This is a genomic window from Pilimelia anulata (genome assembly GCF_014647895.1).
Lineage (GTDB): Bacteria > Actinomycetota > Actinomycetes > Mycobacteriales > Micromonosporaceae > Pilimelia > Pilimelia anulata.
The window spans coordinates 483,693-500,355 of the sequence record NZ_BMQB01000001.1; the positions used below are offsets into that span (position 1 = coordinate 483,693).

The 16,663-nt window shown below is 75.8% G+C and carries 14 protein-coding genes; 9 read left to right on the forward strand and 5 right to left on the reverse strand.

Annotation, left to right across the window (positions count from 1 at the left end; translation table 11 throughout):
- Nucleotides 1-3: 3 nt before the first annotated feature.
- The gene (locus tag IEY94_RS02135; RefSeq protein ID WP_189168285.1) at nt 4-1,395 is read right to left on the reverse strand and encodes an NAD-dependent malic enzyme; all 1,392 of its coding nucleotides are present in this window, start codon (nt 1,393-1,395) and stop codon (nt 4-6) included.
- 202 nt (nt 1,396-1,597) lie between these two features.
- Here IEY94_RS02135 and hflX point away from each other — a divergent pair, with 202 nt between their 5' ends.
- Together hflX and IEY94_RS02145 are read left to right on the forward strand one after the other, a co-directional pair.
- Entirely contained in the window at nt 1,598-3,010 is a 1,413-nt protein-coding gene (hflX, locus tag IEY94_RS02140; protein WP_189168286.1) for a GTPase HflX, read from the forward strand.
- A gap of 116 nt (nt 3,011-3,126) precedes the next feature.
- Entirely contained in the window at nt 3,127-4,785 is a 1,659-nt protein-coding gene (locus tag IEY94_RS02145; protein ID WP_189168287.1) for an SMP-30/gluconolactonase/LRE family protein, read from the forward strand.
- A 13-nt stretch (nt 4,786-4,798) separates the two neighbouring features.
- Here the strand turns inward: IEY94_RS02145 and lexA are convergent, their stop codons facing one another.
- Nucleotides 4,799-5,572: a transcriptional repressor LexA gene (gene lexA / locus IEY94_RS02150; protein WP_373291162.1), complete on the reverse strand. Its 774-nt coding sequence runs from the start codon at nt 5,570-5,572 to the stop codon at nt 4,799-4,801.
- A gap of 514 nt (nt 5,573-6,086) precedes the next feature.
- Between lexA and nrdR the strand changes: the two genes are divergently transcribed.
- Nucleotides 6,087-6,578, forward strand: a complete 492-nt coding sequence (gene nrdR / locus IEY94_RS02155; protein ID WP_189168289.1) for a transcriptional regulator NrdR — start codon at nt 6,087-6,089, stop codon at nt 6,576-6,578.
- 44 nt (nt 6,579-6,622) lie between these two features.
- Nucleotides 6,623-9,418: a vitamin B12-dependent ribonucleotide reductase gene (locus tag IEY94_RS02160; protein WP_189168290.1), complete on the forward strand. Its 2,796-nt coding sequence runs from the start codon at nt 6,623-6,625 to the stop codon at nt 9,416-9,418.
- A gap of 52 nt (nt 9,419-9,470) precedes the next feature.
- On the opposite strand, the gene IEY94_RS02165 is transcribed toward IEY94_RS02160, so the two are convergent.
- Nucleotides 9,471-9,839 carry an FKBP-type peptidyl-prolyl cis-trans isomerase gene (locus IEY94_RS02165; RefSeq protein ID WP_189168291.1) on the reverse strand — a complete coding sequence of 123 codons (369 nt, stop codon included), beginning with the start codon at nt 9,837-9,839 and terminating at the stop codon, nt 9,471-9,473.
- A 178-nt stretch (nt 9,840-10,017) separates the two neighbouring features.
- Here IEY94_RS02165 and IEY94_RS02170 point away from each other — a divergent pair, with 178 nt between their 5' ends.
- Both IEY94_RS02170 and IEY94_RS02175 read left to right on the forward strand, forming a co-directional pair.
- Nucleotides 10,018-11,199 carry a hypothetical protein gene (locus IEY94_RS02170; RefSeq protein ID WP_189168292.1) on the forward strand — a complete coding sequence of 394 codons (1,182 nt, stop codon included), beginning with the start codon at nt 10,018-10,020 and terminating at the stop codon, nt 11,197-11,199.
- A gap of 157 nt (nt 11,200-11,356) precedes the next feature.
- Nucleotides 11,357-11,611 (forward strand): DUF5522 domain-containing protein, encoded by a 255-nt coding sequence (locus IEY94_RS02175; protein WP_189168293.1) that lies wholly within the window; start codon nt 11,357-11,359, stop codon nt 11,609-11,611.
- Nucleotides 11,612-11,736: 125 nt separating this feature from the next.
- On the opposite strand, the gene IEY94_RS02180 is transcribed toward IEY94_RS02175, so the two are convergent.
- Entirely contained in the window at nt 11,737-12,414 is a 678-nt protein-coding gene (locus IEY94_RS02180) for an iron-dependent transcriptional repressor DtxR (RefSeq protein ID WP_189168294.1), read from the reverse strand.
- A 211-nt stretch (nt 12,415-12,625) separates the two neighbouring features.
- Here IEY94_RS02180 and IEY94_RS02185 point away from each other — a divergent pair, with 211 nt between their 5' ends.
- Complete coding sequence (locus IEY94_RS02185) at nt 12,626-13,501, forward strand: sulfurtransferase (protein WP_189168295.1); 876 nt, start codon at nt 12,626-12,628, stop codon at nt 13,499-13,501.
- Nucleotides 13,498-14,691: an acetoin utilization protein AcuC gene (locus IEY94_RS02190; RefSeq protein ID WP_189168296.1), complete on the forward strand. Its 1,194-nt coding sequence runs from the start codon at nt 13,498-13,500 to the stop codon at nt 14,689-14,691. The genes IEY94_RS02185 and IEY94_RS02190 overlap by 4 nt, the downstream gene beginning before the upstream one ends.
- Here IEY94_RS02190 and IEY94_RS02195 read toward each other — a convergent pair.
- Entirely contained in the window at nt 14,688-15,638 is a 951-nt protein-coding gene (locus tag IEY94_RS02195) for a sigma-70 family RNA polymerase sigma factor (RefSeq protein ID WP_189168297.1), read from the reverse strand. The two genes, IEY94_RS02190 and IEY94_RS02195, sit on opposite strands and share 4 nt — an antisense overlap.
- A gap of 201 nt (nt 15,639-15,839) precedes the next feature.
- Between IEY94_RS02195 and IEY94_RS02200 the strand changes: the two genes are divergently transcribed.
- Nucleotides 15,840-16,628: a sporulation protein gene (locus tag IEY94_RS02200; protein ID WP_189168298.1), complete on the forward strand. Its 789-nt coding sequence runs from the start codon at nt 15,840-15,842 to the stop codon at nt 16,626-16,628.
- Nucleotides 16,629-16,663: the final 35 nt, after the last annotated feature.

Here is a 16,663-nt window from a genome sequence, read left to right on the forward strand (position 1 = left end):
GCGCTAGCCGCGGGTGCCGGCGGCGCGGACGGCCTTGGCCACCGCCGGTGCGACCCGCGAGTCGAACACGCTCGGCACGATCACCGACGGGTTCAGCTTGGCCGGGTCGACCACGTCGGCGATCGCGTTGGCCGCCGCCAGCGCCATCTCGGCGGTGAACTCCTCGGCGCTGGCGTCCAGCATGCCGCGGAACACGCCGGGGAAGGCGAGCACGTTGTTGATCTGGTTCGGCTGGTCGGACCGGCCGGTGGCGACGACCGCCGCGTGCTGCCGGGCCGCCCGCGGGTCGACCTCCGGGTCGGGGTTGGCCAGTGCGAACACGATCGCGTCCTTGGCCATCTTCGCGATGTGCTCGCCGGTGAGCAGGTTCGGGGCGCTGACGCCGATGAACACGTCCGCGCCGACCAGCGCGCCCGGCAGGTCGCCGGCGTAGCCGTCGCGGTTGGTGTTGTCGGCCAGCCACTGCCAGGACGGCGACAGCCCCTCCATCTTGCGGTGCAGGGCCCCCGGCCGGTCGTACGCGATGACGTCGCCGACGCCCTGGCGCAGCAGCAGCTTCATGATCGCCGTACCGGCGGCGCCCGCGCCCGAGACCACGACCCGGACGTCCGGCAGCTCCTTGCCGACGACCCGCAGCGCGTTGCGCAGCGCGGCCAGCACGCAGATCGCCGTGCCGTGCTGGTCGTCGTGGAACACCGGGATGTCCAGCAGGTCGCGCAGCCGCTCCTCGATCTCGAAGCAGCGCGGCGCGGCGATGTCCTCCAGGTTGATCCCGCCGTACGCCGGGGCGATGGCCCGGACGATCTCGACGATCTGGTCGGTGTCCTGGGTGTCCAGCACGACCGGCCAGGCGTCCACCCCGCCGAACCGCTTGAACAGCGCCGCCTTGCCCTCCATCACCGGCATGGCCGCGTACGGGCCGATGTTGCCCAGGCCGAGCACGGCCGAGCCGTCGGTGACCACGGCGACGGTGTTCCGCTTGATCGTCAGGCGGCGGGCGTCGGCCGGGTTCTCGGCGATGGCCAGGCAGACCCGGGCCACGCCGGGGGTGTACGCGCGGGACAGCTCGTCCCGGTTCCGCAGCGGGATCTTCGACTGCACCTCGATCTTGCCGCCGAGGTGCAGCAGGAACGTCCGGTCGGAGACCTTGCGCAGCTCGACGTCGTCGAGCGCCTCGATCGCCGCGACCACCTGGTCGGCGTGGGTGGCGTCGGCGGTGTCGCAGGTGATGTCGACGACCACCCGGACGTGGTCGGAGTCGACCACGTCGAGCGCGGTCACGACCGCACCGGCCTCCCCGACGCAGGTGGTCAGGCGGCCGATCGCGGAGCTGTCGGACGGCACGCTGACCCGGATGGTGATCGAGAACCCGGCACTGGGCAGGCGGCTGGTCATAGCCCTCATTTGTACCCGGCGCCCCCCGGGCCCCCGCGCGCCGCCCCACCGGGGTGAACGCAAGATCGACCGATCCCGATGGCCGCGGGCTAAACCGGGTGCCGGGGTGGCGCGGGGCGTGCCACCATGGAGCGGTGGCGGGGGATCGCCGCCCCGGCCGGGACCCCCGGCCGGATCCGGACCACCGGGGAGAGTGCCCATTTTGCGTAGCCAACACGACGTCGCACCGGAGTTCGACCAGCACCCCGAGCTGACCGGCGGCGACCTCGAACTGGCCGAGCGGCACGCCCTGCGCCGAGTGGCCGGTTTGTCCACCGAGCTGACCGACGTCACCGAGGTCGAGTACCGCCAGCTCCGGCTGGAGCGGGTCGTCCTGGTCGGCGTCTGGACCGAGGGCAGCGCCGCCGACGCCGACAACTCCCTCGCCGAGCTGGCGCAGCTCGCCGAGACCGCCGGCTCGGTCGTCCTGGACGGGGTCATCCAGCGGCGCGGCCGCCCCGACCCGGCCACCTTCGTCGGCCGCGGCAAGGTCGACGAGCTGCGCGGCATCGTCGTCGCGGTCGGCGCCGACACGGTCATCTGCGACGGCGAGCTGTCGCCGTCCCAGCTCCGCAACCTGGAGCAGCAGACCAAGGTCAAGGTCATCGACCGGACCGCGCTGATCCTCGACATCTTCGCCCAGCACGCCAAGAGCCGCGAGGGCAAGGCGCAGGTCGAGCTGGCCCAGCTCGAGTACCTGCTGCCGCGGCTGCGCGGCTGGGGCGAGGCGCTGTCCCGGCAGGGCGGCGGCGCCGGCGGCGGGGCGGGCGGCGGCGTCGGCCTGCGCGGCCCCGGCGAGACCAAGCTGGAGACGGACCGGCGCCGGATCAACTCCCGGATCGCCCGGCTGCGCCGCGAGATCAAGCACATGAAGACCGCCCGGGCCACCAAGCGGGCCGGCCGGGCCCGCACCGGCATCCCGCACGTCGCCATCGCCGGGTACACCAACGCCGGCAAGTCCAGCCTGCTCAACCGGCTCACCGGCGCCGGCGTCCTGGTGGAGAACGCCCTGTTCGCCACCCTGGACCCGACCACCCGGCGGGCCGAGACCGCGGACGGGCGGCAGTACGTCGTGTCCGACACCGTCGGCTTCGTCCGGCACCTGCCGCACCAGATCGTCGAGGCGTTCCGCTCGACGCTGGAGGAGGTGGCCGAGTCCGACCTCGTCGTGCACGTCGTCGACGGCGCCCACCCCGACCCCGAGGAGCAGGTCCGGGCCGTCCGCGAGGTGCTGGCCGAGGTCGGCGCCGACCGGCTGCCCGAACTGCTGGTGATCAACAAGACCGACGCCGCGGACGACGACGCGCTGCTGCGGCTCAAGCGGCTCTGGCCCGACGCCGTCCTCGTCTCCGCCCGCCGCAACACCGGCGTCGGGGCGCTGCGCGCGGCCCTGGAGGACCGGCTGCCGCTGCCGCCGGTGGAACTCACCGTGACCGTCCCGTACCGCGACGGCCGGCTCGTCAGCCGCGTCCGCCGCGAGGGGCAGGTGCTCGACAGCCGGGAGACCGAGGAGGGCGTCTGGCTGCACGTACGCGTCGACGAGGCGCTCGCCGCGGCCCTGCGTACGCACGCCTGACGCCCGCCGGACCGCCCGCCGCCACCGCCCGGACACCGCCGCCCCGGCCCGCGGCGGCGGCCGGGCGCGGTGGTCCGGGTCACCGACAGTGGCGTGCGACACTGTTTGCCATGTGGTTGAGGAGCCATCGACCGGCCGCCGGCCGGACGGGCCGCGCAATTTCGGACACCCCGCCGGCGCGCGCGCTCGCCGCCGCGGCCGTCGCCGTCGCGGTCCTCGCGCCGGGCGCGCCCGCCGCGGCCGCCGCCGGCACCAAGGTCTGCGCCGCCACGGACGACCGGCTGTCCGAGATCTCCGGCCTCGTCGCCACGGCCAAGGGCTACATCGTCATCAACGACAGCACCGAGCTGGAGGAGCGCAAGCGCGTCTTCTACCTCGACGCCAAGTGCAGGGTGAAGGACACCGTCGCCTTCCCGACCAGCCCCCGCGACCCCGAGGACCTGGCCCTGAGCCCGGACGGCAAGACCCTGTGGATCGCCGACACCGGGGACAACGACGGCAAGCGCGAGACCGTCGCCGTCTGGCGCATGCCGGTCGACGGCAAGAAGCCCCCCGAGCTGTACCGGCTGACCTACCCCGACGGGGCCAAGGACGCCGAGGCGCTGCTGGTCGGCCGCGACGGCCTGCCGGTGCTGGTCACCAAGGGCAGCAAGGCGCTGGTGTACCTGCCGGCCGGGCCGCTGAGGAAGGGCGCCGCCGGTACCGCACTCAAGCGGGTCGGCGAGGTCGCCGTACCGCGGACCACCACCGCGACCGCGCTCGGCGTCCTCGGCCGGCTGGTGATCACCGGCGGGGCCGCGGCGCCCGGCGGCGGGCGGGTGGCGCTGCGCACGTACGCCGACGCGTTCGAGTGGGACGTCCCCGACGGCGACATCGTCAAGGCGATCATCGGCGGCAAGCCGCGGGTCACCCCGCTGCCGGACGAGCCGTGGGGCGAGTCGCTCGCGTACACCCCGGACGGGCAGCGGTACCTGACGATCTCCGAGACGGCGCAGGACGTCGACCTCAAGCCCACCATCCAGTCGTACGCCCCCGCCGCCGTCACCGCGACGGCCCCGCCCGCGGCCACGGCCGACCGGGCGAAGCCCGGCCTCCTCAGCTCGCTCAGCCTCGCTGACATCACCAAGATCGTCGCCGGCGTCGGCGTCCTCGGGCTGATCCTCGTCGGCGTCGGCGTCCTCGGCATCACCCGGGCCCGCCGGAAGCGCCGGGCCGAGAGCGGCCCGGCCGCCGACCAGCCGGCCGAGCGCGACCAGCAGGACCGGCGACCGGTCCCGGCGGGTGCGGCGGCGGTCCCGGCGGGCGCCGCGGCCGCGGTCGGCGGCCCCGGTGCTCCCGGTGCCGGCCCGCGCGGTGGCCCCGGTGCCGGTCCGCGCGGCGGTCCCGGCGGCGGGCGGCCGCGGGTGGGCACGGGCGACGGCGGCGGGCGCGGCGGTCCGGCCACCCCCGGCGACGGCCCCGGCGCCGCGCCGCGCGGCGGACCGGGCGGCGCCGCGCGCGGTGGCGGCGCGTCCCGGGGCGCTCCCGGCGGCGCGGGACGCGGGGGAGCGGGCGGCCCCGGCGTGGGGGTCGGCTCCGCGGCGGTCGGGTCGGCGAAGCCGCGCGGCGGCGCCCCGGTGCCCGGCAAGCCGACCGGCAGCGCGACGGTCCCGGCGCCCGGCGCCCGGCCGCACCGCCCCGGCACGCCGGCGCAGGCGCCGCCGGGCACGACGACGGGAAACATCTACCGCGGCAGCCGCGACCCCCGCCCGAACGACGACCCGAACCCCCGCTGACCGACCGCGGCTGCTAGACGCGGCGGAGGACCGCCACCACCCGGCCGAGGATCGACGCGTCGTCGGCCGGGATCGGGTCGTAGGCCGGGTTCGCCGGCAGCAGCCACGGCCGCCCGTCCCGCGGCCGGTACGTCTTCACGGTCGCCTCGTTGTCGATCAGCGCCGCGACGATCTGCCCCGGATCGGCGGTCTGCTGCCGCCGCACGACCACCCAGTCGCCGTCGCAGATCGCCGCCTCGACCATCGAGTCGCCGCGTACCTGGAGCACGAAGTGCTCGCCCTCGCCGACGAACTCCCGCGGCAGCGGGAACACGCCCTCGACCGACTGCTCGGCCAGGATCGGCGCGCCGGCGGCGATGCTGCCCAGCATCGGTACGTACGCGGGGGTGGGCTGGCCCGCCCGGACCGCCGCCTCGTCCTCCTCCGCCGGGCGCACGTCCACCGCACGCGGCCGGTTCGGGTCGCGGCGCAGCAGGCCCTTGCGCTCCAGCTCCTTGAGTTGGTACGCCACGCTCGACGGCGACACCAGCCCGACCGCCTCGCCGATCTCCCGGACGCTCGGCGGGTAGCCCCGCTCGGCCACCCACTCGCGCATCACCGTCAGGATGCGCCGCTGCCGCTCGGTCAGCGCCGCCGCGACGTGGTCGCCGGACAGCTCGGGGGCCGGGACGGCCCGCAGGGCCGGGCCGGTGCGGGGGCGGCTGCGCTCGCGGGCCGCGGTCGGCGCCGCCCGCCCCGTCCTGCCGGTGCCGCCCGTCGGCCGCCCCGCGCGTTCACCGCTAGCCACTGGCCCCGTCCCATCCCGTGCGCGCCGCAACCGTCGGCGGCCGCCGACGCGGGCCGCAGGGCGGGTCGTGCCGGTCCACCGCCGTCCGCGGGGCGGCCGGGCGTCCACCATCGAGGGTGCGCACCGGCGCCGGCCTGCGGAATCGGTCCCCGACCGACAAACCTGCCGCCTCGACCGTAGTGGGTCGCGGCCGGTTTTTCAAACACCTGTACGACAAAGTCCCGGATTCCGCGCCCCGCGGGAGCGGGTGTCGGCTTGCGCGGCGGTCGGGCGGCGGAATAACGTCACACCCAACATGTAGTAGTTACATGTGTGTAGCTTGCCAATAACTTGGGGTTGCCGGCGCGAGTGGCCGGTACCGGCGGTGCCCACCCGGGGGCGGTGGGTCAGCGCCGCCCGGGCGGTCGCGGGCCGGGGCGGGACGCCCGCGGCGCCCGTCGTCCGGCGGTACGTTGGCGGCGTGGCCCGCGGGGTCCGCCGGCCGACCCCGAGCGTGTACAGAGAGGGTTCGCGGGTGCGCTGTCCGTACTGCCGTTTCCCCGACTCGCGGGTGGTCGACTCCCGCGAGGCGGACGACGGCCAGTTGATCCGTCGTCGCCGCTCCTGCCCGGACTGCGGCAAGCGGTTCACCACCGTCGAGGAGGCGGTGCTGGCGGTGGTCAAGCGCAGCGGCGTGACCGAGCCGTTCAGCCGTCCCAAGATCATCGGCGGGGTGCGCAAGGCGTGCCAGGGGCGGCCGGTCGACGACGACGCTCTGGCGCTGCTGGCGCAGCGGGTCGAGGAGACGGTCCGGTCCCGCGGCGCCGCCGAGATCCCCAGCCACGAGGTCGGCCTGGCCATCCTCGGGCCGCTGCGCGAACTGGACGAGGTCGCGTACCTCCGGTTCGCGAGCGTGTACCGGTCCTTCGAGTCGTTGACGGACTTCGAGAACGAGATCGCCGCCCTGCGCGACGACGCCGCGGCCCGGGTCGAGCCCGGCCCGGCGGGCGCGGGCGCCACACCCTGAGCACATCCCGGCGCGCGGCGCGCGCCGGTCGAGGAGGTACCACCGTGACCACCACCCGGGACGAGACGACCAAGGGACCGGCCACCCCGAAGCGGGGCCTGCGCCTGGACCGGGTCTGGACGACCGAGGGCGTCCACCCGTACGACGAGGTGACCTGGGAACGCCGGGATGTCGTCATGACCAACTGGCGCGACGGCTCGGTGAACTTCGCCCAGCCCGGCGTGGAGTTCCCGGCGTTCTGGTCGGTGAACGCGGGCAACATCGTGACCACCAAGTACTTCCGCGGCGCCGTCGGCACCCCGCAGCGCGAGTCGTCGCTGCGCCAGCTCATCGACCGGGTCGTCGGCGCGTACCGGGCCGCCGGCGAGCGCGAGGGCTACTTCGCCACCCCGGCGGACGCGGCCGTGTTCGCCGACGAGCTGACCTGGATGCTGCTGCACCAGGTGTTCAGCTTCAACTCGCCGGTCTGGTTCAACGTCGGCACGGCGTCGCCGCAGTACGTCTCGGCCTGCTTCATCCTGTCCGTGGACGACTCGATGGACTCGATCCTCGACTGGTACCGCGAGGAGGGCCTGATCTTCAAGGGCGGCTCCGGCGCGGGCGTGAACCTGTCCCGGATCCGCTCGTCGCGGGAGCTGCTGTCCTCCGGCGGCACCGCGTCCGGCCCGGTCAGCTTCATGCGCGGCGCGGACGCCTCGGCCGGCACGATCAAGTCCGGCGGCGCCACCCGGCGGGCGGCGAAGATGGTCGTCCTCGACGTCGACCACCCGGACATCGAGGAGTTCGTCGCGCTCAAGGCGCGCGAGGAGCACAAGATCCGGGCGCTGCGCGACGCGGGCTTCGACATGGACCTGGGCGGCCGGGACATCGCCAGCGTGCAGTACCAGAACGCCAACAACTCGGTCCGCGTCTCGGACGAGTACATGCGCGCGGTCGAGGACGGCGGCTCGTTCGCGCTGCGCGGGCGGCTCAACGGCGAGGTGCTGGAGACGGTCGACGCGCGGAAGCTGTTCGACGCGATCGCCGGCGCGGCCTGGGAGTGCGCGGACCCGGGCATGCAGTACGACGACACCATCAACGCCTGGCACACCAACCCGGAGTCGGGCCGGATCACCGCGTCCAACCCGTGCTCGGAGTACCTGAGCCTGGACAACTCGTCCTGCAACCTGGCGTCGCTGAACCTGCTCAAGTTCCTCGCCGACGACGGCTCGTTCGACGTCGAGCGGTTCGTGAGGGCGGTCGAGTTCGTCGTCACCGCGATGGACGTCTCGATCTGCTTCGCCGACTTCCCGACCGAGAAGATCCGCGACATCACCCGGGCGTACCGGCAGCTCGGGGTGGGATACACCAACCTCGGCGCGCTGCTCATGGCGAGCGGGCTGCCGTACGACTCCGACGGCGGGCGGTCGCTGGCCGCGGCGATCACCTCGCTGATGACGGCGGTCGCGTACCGCCGCTCGGCCGAGCTGGCGGGGGCGGTCGGCCCGTACGACGGGTACGCCCGCAACGCCACTGCCCACCAGCGGGTCATGGGCATGCACGCCGCGGCGAACGCGGCCGTCGCGGCGGCGACGCCGACGGCGGCGGCGATCCTGCGCGAGGCGACGACCCAGTGGAAGCGCGGCAACGACCGCGGCACCAAGGTCGGCTGGCGCAACGCCCAGGCCAGCCTGCTCGCGCCGACCGGCACGATCAGCTTCATGCTCGACTGCGACACCACCGGCATCGAGCCGGACCTGGCCCTGGTCAAGTACAAGAAGCTGGTCGGCGGCGGCTCGATGCAGATCGTCAACCAGACGGTCCCGCGGGCGCTGCGCACCCTCGGCTACCCGGACGAGCAGGTGGAGGCGGTCGTCGCGCACATCGCCGAGGTCGGGCACGTGGTGGACGCGCCGGGGCTCAAGCCGGAGCACTACGCGGTGTTCGACTGCGCGATGGGCGAGCGGTCGATCGCCCCGATGGGGCACGTGCGGATGATGGCGGCCGTCCAGCCGCTGCTCAGCGGCGCGGTCAGCAAGACCGTGAACATGCCGGAGTCGGCGACGGTCGCCGACGTCCGGGAGATCTACTTCCAGGGCTGGAAGCTCGGCCTCAAGGCGCTGGCCATCTACCGGGACAACTGCAAGGTCGGCCAGCCGCTGTCGGCCAGCGCCCCCGCCGCGGCGCCCGCGGCCGCGCCGGCGCCGGCCGAGGCCCGGCCGACCCGCCGCCGGCTGCCCAAGCGCCGGCCGTCGCAGACGGTGTCGTTCGCCGTGGGCGGGGCCGAGGGGTACCTGACCGCGTCGTCGTACCCGGACGACGGCATCGGCGAGCTGTTCCTCAAGATGTCCAAGCAGGGCTCGACGCTGGCCGGCGTGATGGACGCCTTCTCGGTGGCCATCTCGATCGGCCTCCAGTACGGGGTGCCGCTGGAGACGTACGTCGCCAAGTTCACCAACATGCGGTTCGAGCCGGCGGGCCTGACCGACGACCCGGACATCCGGATGGCCGCGTCGGTGGTCGACTACATCTTCCGCCGGCTGGCGCTCGACTACCTGCCGCACGACACCCGCGTGGAGCTGGGCATCCTCACGGCGGCCGAGCGGGCGGCGCAGGCCCGGGCGGAGGCCGGCGAGGACGTCGACCTGCCGGGCATGGCGGCGTCGGCGCCGATCGTGTCCCCGGCGACGGCCGCGGCCGACCCGGCGGGGGCGCCGGTAGCGGCGCCCGCGGGGGTGCGGTCGGCGCGGGTGACGGCGGCGGCGGACGCGCCGCTGTGCTTCACCTGCGGCACGCCGATGCGCCCGGCCGGGTCCTGCTACGTCTGCGAGGGCTGCGGCGCCACCTCGGGTTGCAGCTAGCCCGGTCGCCGACGGTGGTCGGGGTGGGGGCGGCCGCCCCCACCCCGCCGGGTCAGTTGACCGCGAGCAGGTCGACCACGAAGATCAGCGTCTCGTTCGGCGCGATCGCGCCCGGCGCCCCGCGCTCCCCGTACCCCAGGTGCGGCGGGATCTCCAGCCGGCGGCGGCCGCCGACCCGCATCCCGGCCACCCCGGTGTCCCAGCCGGCGATGACCCGGCCGGCGCCGACCGGGAAGCTGAACGGCTCGTTGCGGTCCCAGCTCGCGTCGAACTGGGTACCGGTGCTGTGCGACACGCCGACGTAGTGCACGGTCGCCGTCTGCCCCGGCGCGACCTCCGCGCCGTCGCCGACGGTCAGGTCCGTGGTGACGAGGTCGGTGGGGGCGGCGCCGACGATCGGGTCGACGGTGGGCTTGCTCATCTGTCCTCCAGCCGGAGTGGGCGGCGGCGACCCGCCGGGGGGCGGGCGCGACACGCCGGGGCCGCTGTCGGGCGGTCCGCCGCGCACCCTACCGTCGCGGCCGTCCTCCGCGATGGGGTACCGGACTGTTTGCCCCGATCCGGCCGCGCGGCGGCCCCGGACGCGCGAGGATCACCCCATGTCCAGTGTCCTGCGGGGTGGCGAGCATCGGACCAGTCTCGTGGCGGCCGACGTGCTGGCCGTGCACGTCGGCGGGCCGGCGCTGTCCGCCTGGCGCGAGGACGCCCTGTGCCGCATCGCCGAGACCGAGGGGCTGCGCCGGCGGTGCGTGGCCGAGCTGGCCGCCCGCGACGGCGGCGTCAGTGCCCCGGATTCGACGGAGTTGGCCGTCGCCGAGGCCGTCGACGAGGCGGTCACCGGGCACCTGCGGGCGGCCCGCGAGACGGCCAGTGGCGAGGGCGGCCGGACCTGGTGGCGGATGTGGACCGCGCTGACCGGTACCGACGCCGTCCGGACCTGGGGGAACGTCAACGCCGCCGAGGTCCAGGTGCTGCGGATCGCCTCGCCGGACGTGCTCCGCGGCGCCCTGCCGGGCCTGCTGGTGCACCTGCGCCGGTACCTGGCCGACGACGACCTGCGCCGGGTCCAGGTCGAGGGGATGGCCGACAGCGACGCCCGGCTCGACCGGCAGCTCCGCGAGGCGCTGGCCTCGGCGGTGTCCGCCGGGTACGCCGCGCAGCGCGCCGCCCGGGCCCGGGTGATCCGGCTGCGCAACCTCGTGCACGTCACCGGGGCGATCCTGACCGCGGTCCTCGGCGCGCTGATCGCGCTCGCCGCGTGGCGGCCGGCGGCGCTGTCGCTGTGCTTCCCGTACGGGCCGGGGCAGGTGGCCTGCCCGACCGGCATCCGGTCGGCGGCGGACCTGCCGTCCGGCGTCGCGGTGGCCGAGCTGGCGGCGAGCGGGGACGTGCCGGTGGTCGTCCTGCTCGGCGTGGTGGCGGCGGCGCTGTGCGCGGCGGCGTCGGCGCGGCTGGGTCGGGCGGAGGTGCCGGGTACCGGGCTGTCGTCGGCGCTGCTGCTGGTCAAGCTGCCGTGGGGCGGGCTGACCGCGCTGCTCGGCGTGCTGCTGCTGCGGGCCGACGTGCTGCCGGTGGCGCCGCAGACGTCCGGGCAGATCCTCGGGGTGGCGCTGCTGTGCGGGGTGTTGCAGCAACTGTTCAGCCGGCTGCTGGACCGGCGGGCGGCGCGGGCGCTGGCGGACGCCGCCGGGCGCCGGCCGATCCGCGGGGTGCGGATGAGCAGCCGCGCGCGGCACGCCGTACCGGAGCCGACCGACATCGCGGCCCTCTCGGCCCGCTGAACCCGCCCGGCCCGCCGACTCCCGACCCGGCCCACTGGCCCCCGACCCGGCCCGCTGACTCCGCGCTGCCGCGCCGGCCGGCGCACCGCCGCCCTGTGCCGACGGCGCGCGGCCACCGCCGCCGGGGCGGCACGGCGGCCGCGGGTAGGGTCGGCGGATGGCCGAGCGCGATCCGGCGCCGCGGGCGCTCCCGCTGGCGCCGCGCCCGTTGACCGAGCCGCACCCCGACCGGCTGCCGCCGGACCACCCGCGCCGCGCCCGCGTCCTCGCCGCCCACGCCGCCGCGCTGGCCGCGGGCGCCGCCGGCTACCCCGACCCGGACACCGGCCTGTTCGTGCTCACCGCCGGCTTCCTCGCCGCCCGCGGCACCTGCTGCGGCCGCGGCTGCCGCCACTGCCCCTACGCCACCTGACCGGCCCGAACGTCGAGCAGCGCCCGCCGGCCGCGCGCCGCGACGGGCCCGCGAACGCCCACCCGCGCCGGGCCGCCCCACCGGCCGTCCCGCCGCGAGCCGCCCGGCCGCGCCGCGGGCCGGCCTCAGCTCGTCGTGACGAACACCCGCGAGGCCACCTCGCGCGGCAGCCGCACCCGCGAGCCCGACCGGTCCACCAGGACCGCGTCCCGCTCCTGCGCCACCGTGACCACCGCGCCCGGGTCGACCCCGGCCGAGTGGAGCTGGTGCAGCACGTCCGCGTCGGTCTGCACGCTCTCGCAGATCCGCGCCACCACGACCTGCCCGCTCAGGCCGGGGAAGGCCAGGTTGCGCTCGCTGTCCGGGATGGCGGGGGTGAGGGTGTCGCCGAACTCCTCCAGGCCGGGGATGGGATTCCCGTACGGCGACCGGGTCGGCCGGTGCAGCAGGTCGTACACCCGCCGCTCCACCTCGTCGCTCATGACGTGCTCCCAGCGGCACGCCTCCTCGTGCGCGTCCTCGTACGGCAGGCCGATGACGTTGACCAGCAGCAGCTCGGCCAGCCGGTGCTTGCGCATGACGGCGATGGCCTGGGCCCGGCCGGCCTCGGTGAGCGCCAGGTGCCGGTCGCCCTCGACGGTGAGCAGGCCGTCCCGCTCCATCCGGGCGACGGTCTGGCTGACCGTGGGGCCGCTCTGGTGCAGCCGCTCGGCGATCCGGGCGCGCAGCGGGGGGACGCCCTCCTCCTCCAGTTCGAGGACGGTGCGCAGGTACATCTCGGTGGTGTCCACGAGGTGCTTCACGGCACCCTCCCGACGTGTCGTTGCTGGTGACGGGTCGTTGCGCGGGGGTCCGGCGGGACGGGTGACGTACGGGTGTCGCCCCGGTGACCCCGGCGGTGAATGCTACCCGCCGTTACCGCCCCGGCGCGGCCCCGCCGCAGCCCGGCGGGGCGCGCACGACGCTCGATCGGCGGTGCGGGCGGGGCCGGCGGGGATGGTGTTCACTGGAGTGATGAGCCCCCGTCACACCGTATCCGGCGCTGCCGAGACGCTCCTCGTCGATGCCGAGACCCTCGCCGGCGCGCTGGCCGCGCCGGTGCCGCCGACCGTGCTGGACGTCCGCTGGCGGCTCGCCGGCCCGCCCGGCGAGAAGGACTACCGGGCCGGCCACGTCCCCGGTGCCGTATTCGTTGATCTCGATACCGCCTGGTGCGGCCGGCCGGGCGCCGGCGGCCGGCACCCGCTGCCCGACCCGGCCGCGCTGGAGCGCGAGCTGCGCGCCGCCGGGGTGCGCGCCGGGCACCCCGTGGTCGTGTACGACGCGGGGGACGGGCTGGCGTCCGCCCGCGCCTGGTGGACCCTGCGCTGGGCGGGCCACGCCGACGTGCGGGTCCTCGACGGCGGGTTCGCCGCCTGGTCGGTGGCCGGCGGGGAGATCACCGACGCCGTACCGACCCCACCTCCCGGCGATGTCACTGTCACACCCGGTAACCTCCCGGTGCTCGACGCCGACGCGGCGGCCGCGCTCGCGGCGGCGCCGGCGGGCGTGCTGCTCGACGTGCGGGCCGCCGAGCGGTACCGCGGCGTGTCCGAGCCGGTCGACCCGGTCGCCGGGCACATCCCCGGCGCGGCCAACCTGCCGATCACCGGCGTGCACGCGCCCTCGGGCGGGTACGCCGCGGTCGACGACCTGCGGGCGGCGTTCGCCGCCGCCGGGGTGCGGCCGGACGAGCCGGTGGCCGCGTACTGCGGCTCCGGCGTCACCGCCGCCCAGGCGATCCTCGCGCTGCACCTGGCCGGGCGGCCGGACGCGGCGCTGTACGTCGGCTCGTGGAGTGAGTGGGTCGCCGACCCGGCCCGCCCGGTGGCCACCGGCGCCGGGCGGTGAGCACGGCGGTCGTCCGCGACGACGGGCTGTTCGCGTACGACTTCGGCGACCACCCCCTCGACCCGGTCCGGGTCGAGCTGGCGCTGGCGCTGGCGGGCGAGCTGGGCGTGCTGGACCGGCCGGGCGTGACCCTGCTGCCCGGCCGGGCCGCCACCGACGCGGAGCTGACGACCGTGCACGACCCGGCGTACCTGGCGGCGGTCCGGGCGGCGCCCGACGACCCGTACTGGTCCGGCCGCGGCCTGAACACCCCGGACAACCCGACCTTCCCCGGCATGCACGACGCCGCGGCGTACGTGGCGGGCGCGAGCCTGGTCGCGGCCGCGGCCCTGGTCGACGGTACGGCGACCCGCGCGGTCCAGCTCGCCGGCGGCCTGCACCACGCCATGCCCGACCGGGCCGCCGGCTTCTGCGTGTACAACGACGTCGCGGTCGCCATCCACGCGCTGCGCGCCGGCGGCCTGCGCCGGGTCGCCTACCTGGACGTGGACGTGCACCACGGCGACGGCGTGCAGGCGGCGTTCGCCGACGAGCCGGACGTGCTCACGATCAGCCTGCACCAGTCCCCGCGCACGCTGTTCCCGGGCACCGGCGAGCCGACCGAGACGGGCGGGCCGCACGCGCGCGGCAGCGCGGTCAACGTGGCCCTGCCGCCGGGTACCGGCGACGACGGCTGGCTGCGGGCGCTGTTCGCGGTGGTCCCGCCGCTGCTGCGGGCGTTCGCCCCGGACGTCCTGGTCACCCAGTGCGGCGCGGACGCCCACCGCCTCGACCCGCTGGCCGACCTCCGGCTGACCGTGGACGGCCAGCGGGCCGCGTACCTGGCCATGCGGAGCTGGGCCGACGAGCTGGCCGCCGGCCGCTGGCTCGCGGTCGGCGGCGGCGGGTACGCGCACGTGGCGGTCGTCCCGCGGGCGTGGACGCACCTGCTGGCGGTGGCCACCGGCGCGCCGATCGAGCCCGCCCGGCTGACCCCGCCGGCCTGGCGGGCGCTGGCGGCGCGGCGGCGGCCGGGCGTGCCGCCGCCGCTGCGGATGACCGACGACGCCCCGGCGGCGTACCGGCCGTGGCCCGCCGACCCGGCCGACCCGGTGGACCGGGCGATCGCCGCGACCCGGGCCGCGGTGTTCCCGGCGCACGGCCTCGATCCGGGGCCCGCCGGGCCCGGGTCGGCGGCGGCCGCCGGCTAGGCGACGAGCTGCGGCGCGCGCAGCTTGGTCAGCGTGCCGCGCTCGATCTGCCGGACCCGCTCCCGGGACAGCCCGAACTCGCGGCCCACCTCGTCCAGCGTGCGGTGCCGGCCGTCGTCCAGCCCGTACCGCAGCCGGATCACCGCCCGCTCCCGGCTGGACAGCGGCGCCAGCATGTCCTCGACGGCCGAGCGCAGCCCCGGGTCCTGCTGCGGGCCGTGCACGACCGGGGTGACGAAGTCGGCGAGCACGCTCTCGCCGTCCTCGCCGACGCTCTGGTCCAGGCTGATCGGCTCCCGGTCGTACGACATCAGCTCCAGCACCTGCACCTCGGGCACGCCGAGCGCCGCGGCGACCTCGGCCACCCCCGGCTCGCGGCCGAGGGTGAGGGTGAGGTCCCGGCGGACCCGGGCCAGCCGGCTCACCTGCTCGGCCATGTGCACGGGCAGCCGGATCGTCCGGGCCTGGTCGGCCATCGCCCGGGAGATCGCCTGCCGGATCCACCAGGTCGCGTACGTGGAGAACTTGTAGCCCTTGGTGTAGTCGAACTTCTCCACCGCCCGGATCAGGCCGAGGTTGCCCTCCTGGATCAGGTCCAGGAACGCCATCCCGCGGCCGGAGTACCGCTTGGCGATGCTGACCACGAGCCGCAGGTTCGCCTCCAGCAGCCGGTTCTTCGCCGCCCGGCCCTCCCGGGCCACGACCCGCAGGTCGGCGGCGAGCGCCGGGCCCGCGCCGGCGTCGAGCTTGCGTTCGGCGTACAGCCCGGCCTCGACCCGGCGGGACAGGTCGACCTCCTGCGCCGCGGTCAGCAGCGGGGTGCGGCCGATGCCGTTGAGGTAGACCCGGACGAGGTCGGCGGACACCCCCCGGTCGTCGACCGCGTCGAGGTCCGGCTCGGGCCGCGTCGCCGTCCGGCGGTTCGTCGTGATCAGGTGCAGGCCCATGGTCCTCTCCTTCGCCCCCGTGGGTGTGGCCGCCGCGGGTGAGGGGCCACCGCGCGGTGTGGGGCTCAGCTTTACGGACCTTCCGTGAAACGTCCGTGAGTCGGGCGTGTGCTGGGCGTGAAGTGTGGTGGGCGCGGGTTAGTTTCGGGCCGAGAGCGGTGGGCGGGCGCCCGCCGGCCGGCGTACGGACAGGGAGATGGCGTGGTCTTCAAGCGGTTGATGCAGGCGTTCGGCGTGGGTGGGCCCTCGGTCGACACCGTGCTCGCGGACCCGAACTGCCGGCCGGGCGGCTACCTCGAGGGGCGGGTGCACGTCCGCGGCGGGGACCACCGGGTCGACATCGAGCACGTCGCGCTGGGCCTGGTGACCGAGGTCGAGGTCGAGTCCGGGGACAGCGAGTTCTCCTCGACCCAGGAGTTCCAGCGGCTCCGGGTGGCCGGCCCGTTCGCGCTGGAGCCCGGCGTCGAGCGGGACCTGCCGTTCCGGCTGGAGGTGCCCTGGGAGACGCCGATCACCGACCTGTACGGGCAGCGCCTGCACGGCATGACCATGGGCGTGCGCACCGAGCTGTCGGTGGCCCGGGCGGTCGACAAGGGCGACCTGGACCAGGTCGCGGTGCACCCGCTGCCGGCCCAGGAGCGGCTGCTGGAGGCGCTGGTCAAGCTCGGCTTCGCGTTCCAGCGGGCGGACAACGAGAAGGGCCACCTGTACGGCGTGCAGCAGACCCTGCCGTTCTACCAGGAGATCGAGTTCCGGCCGGCGCCGCAGTACGCCGCCGCGATCAACCAGCTCGAGGTCACCTTCGTGGCCACGCCGCAGCAGCTCCAGGTCGTCCTGGAGATCGACAAGCGGGGCGGGCTGTTCACCGAGGGCAGCGACGCGTTCGGCCGGTTCACGGTGGACTACGCCAGCGTCGACCGGATCGACTGGGTGGCCCACCTGGACGGCTGGCTGCGCCAGTCCTGCCAGCGCCGCGGCCTGTTCGGCTGACCGGGCCCGGCCCCGCCCGGCCCGGCCCGGGCCGG

Excerpts from the sequence above, each read along its gene's own strand:
- IEY94_RS02170 (WP_189168292.1), top strand. The coding sequence starts at position 10,018 with ATGTCCAGTGTCCTGCGGGGTGGCGAGCATCGGACCAGTCTCGTGGCG.
- IEY94_RS02185 (WP_189168295.1), top strand. The coding sequence starts at position 12,626 with ATGAGCCCCCGTCACACCGTATCCGGCGCTGCCGAGACGCTCCTCGTC.
- IEY94_RS02135 (WP_189168285.1), bottom strand. The coding sequence starts at position 1,395 with ATGACCAGCCGCCTGCCCAGTGCCGGGTTCTCGATCACCATCCGGGTC.
- IEY94_RS02175 (WP_189168293.1), top strand. The coding sequence starts at position 11,357 with ATGGCCGAGCGCGATCCGGCGCCGCGGGCGCTCCCGCTGGCGCCGCGC.
- IEY94_RS02195 (WP_189168297.1), bottom strand. The coding sequence starts at position 15,638 with ATGGGCCTGCACCTGATCACGACGAACCGCCGGACGGCGACGCGGCCC.
- IEY94_RS02165 (WP_189168291.1), bottom strand. The coding sequence starts at position 9,839 with ATGAGCAAGCCCACCGTCGACCCGATCGTCGGCGCCGCCCCCACCGAC.